Raw genomic sequence first — 1,011 nt, 5'->3', positions numbered from 1 at the left:
ACCTTGAACAAAGCACGTCGAAACATGGTTCGCCGCTAAAACTGGAGCCTAGCAGCCATGACCGAAGTCGCCCTGAAGCAGCCTCACACGCCCCGCATAACGGTGAAAGATTTGGCAAGACAATTGGGCATGTCGGTATCCACGGTTTCGCGAGCCTTTTACGAGGACGCCGTGATCGCGCCAAAGACGCGCGCGAGAATCCTCGCGCGCGCGGCGGAACTCGGTTACCAGCCCAATCCGCTCGCACGCGGCCTCATCACCAAGAGCAGCCGCATCGTCGGCATCGTCGTGTCCGACATCACCAATCCATTCTATCCCGAAGTGCTGACGCGGCTGACGGGAAAGCTGCAAGCTCTGGACCTGAATGTGATGCTGGTGGTGACCGATCCAAAGCGCAGCGAGGATGAGACGCTTCGCGTCCTGCTCTCTTATCACCCCGACGTGGTGATCATCCTGGCCACGACGCTTTCTTCGGCATCGTCCGATGCCTGCCGCAAGGTCGGTACACCCGTCGTGTTCTTCAACCGCTACGATGCCAGCCAGCGCTCCTATGCGGTGACCTGCGACAATGAACTCGGCGGCAGGACGGTCGCCGACCACCTGATCGATCTCGGACACAGGCGCCTGGCCTATGTCGCCGGCTTGCCGAATGCCTCGACCAACGTCGATCGCTGGAAGGGTTTTCATGCCCGCTGCCTGGAAAGAGGCGTGCAGGCTCCTCTCAGCAGCGTAGGGCAGGAATTCAGCTACGCGGCCGGCTATGCCGCCGCGCATGGGTTTCTCTCGTCCGACGAACCACCGACTGCGCTTTTCTGTGCGAACGACATCCTGGCGATCGGCGCCATGGACGCGGCAAGACGCGATTTCGGCCTTTCGATACCGGACCGTCTGTCCGTCGTTGGTTTCGATGACATCGCGATGGCCTCCTGGCCGTCGCACGATCTCACAACTGTTGGTCAGCCAATGGAACTGATGGTGGAGCGCACCGTGGACCTGACGCTGTCCCTGTCG

At 60.9% G+C, this 1,011-nt stretch carries 1 protein-coding gene; it reads left to right on the top strand.

What is annotated here, in order from left to right:
- Positions 1-57: 57 nt before the first annotated feature.
- A partial coding sequence (locus EOA22_RS34985) for a LacI family DNA-binding transcriptional regulator (protein WP_127390682.1) occupies positions 58-1,011 on the top strand: 954 nt, incomplete at its 3' end.

Source organism: Mesorhizobium sp. M7A.F.Ca.US.014.04.1.1 (genome assembly GCF_003998745.1).
GTDB lineage: Bacteria > Pseudomonadota > Alphaproteobacteria > Rhizobiales > Rhizobiaceae > Mesorhizobium > Mesorhizobium ciceri.
The sequence above is the reverse complement of the archived record's forward strand: the minus strand, read 5'-3'. Positions and strand labels throughout refer to the sequence as shown.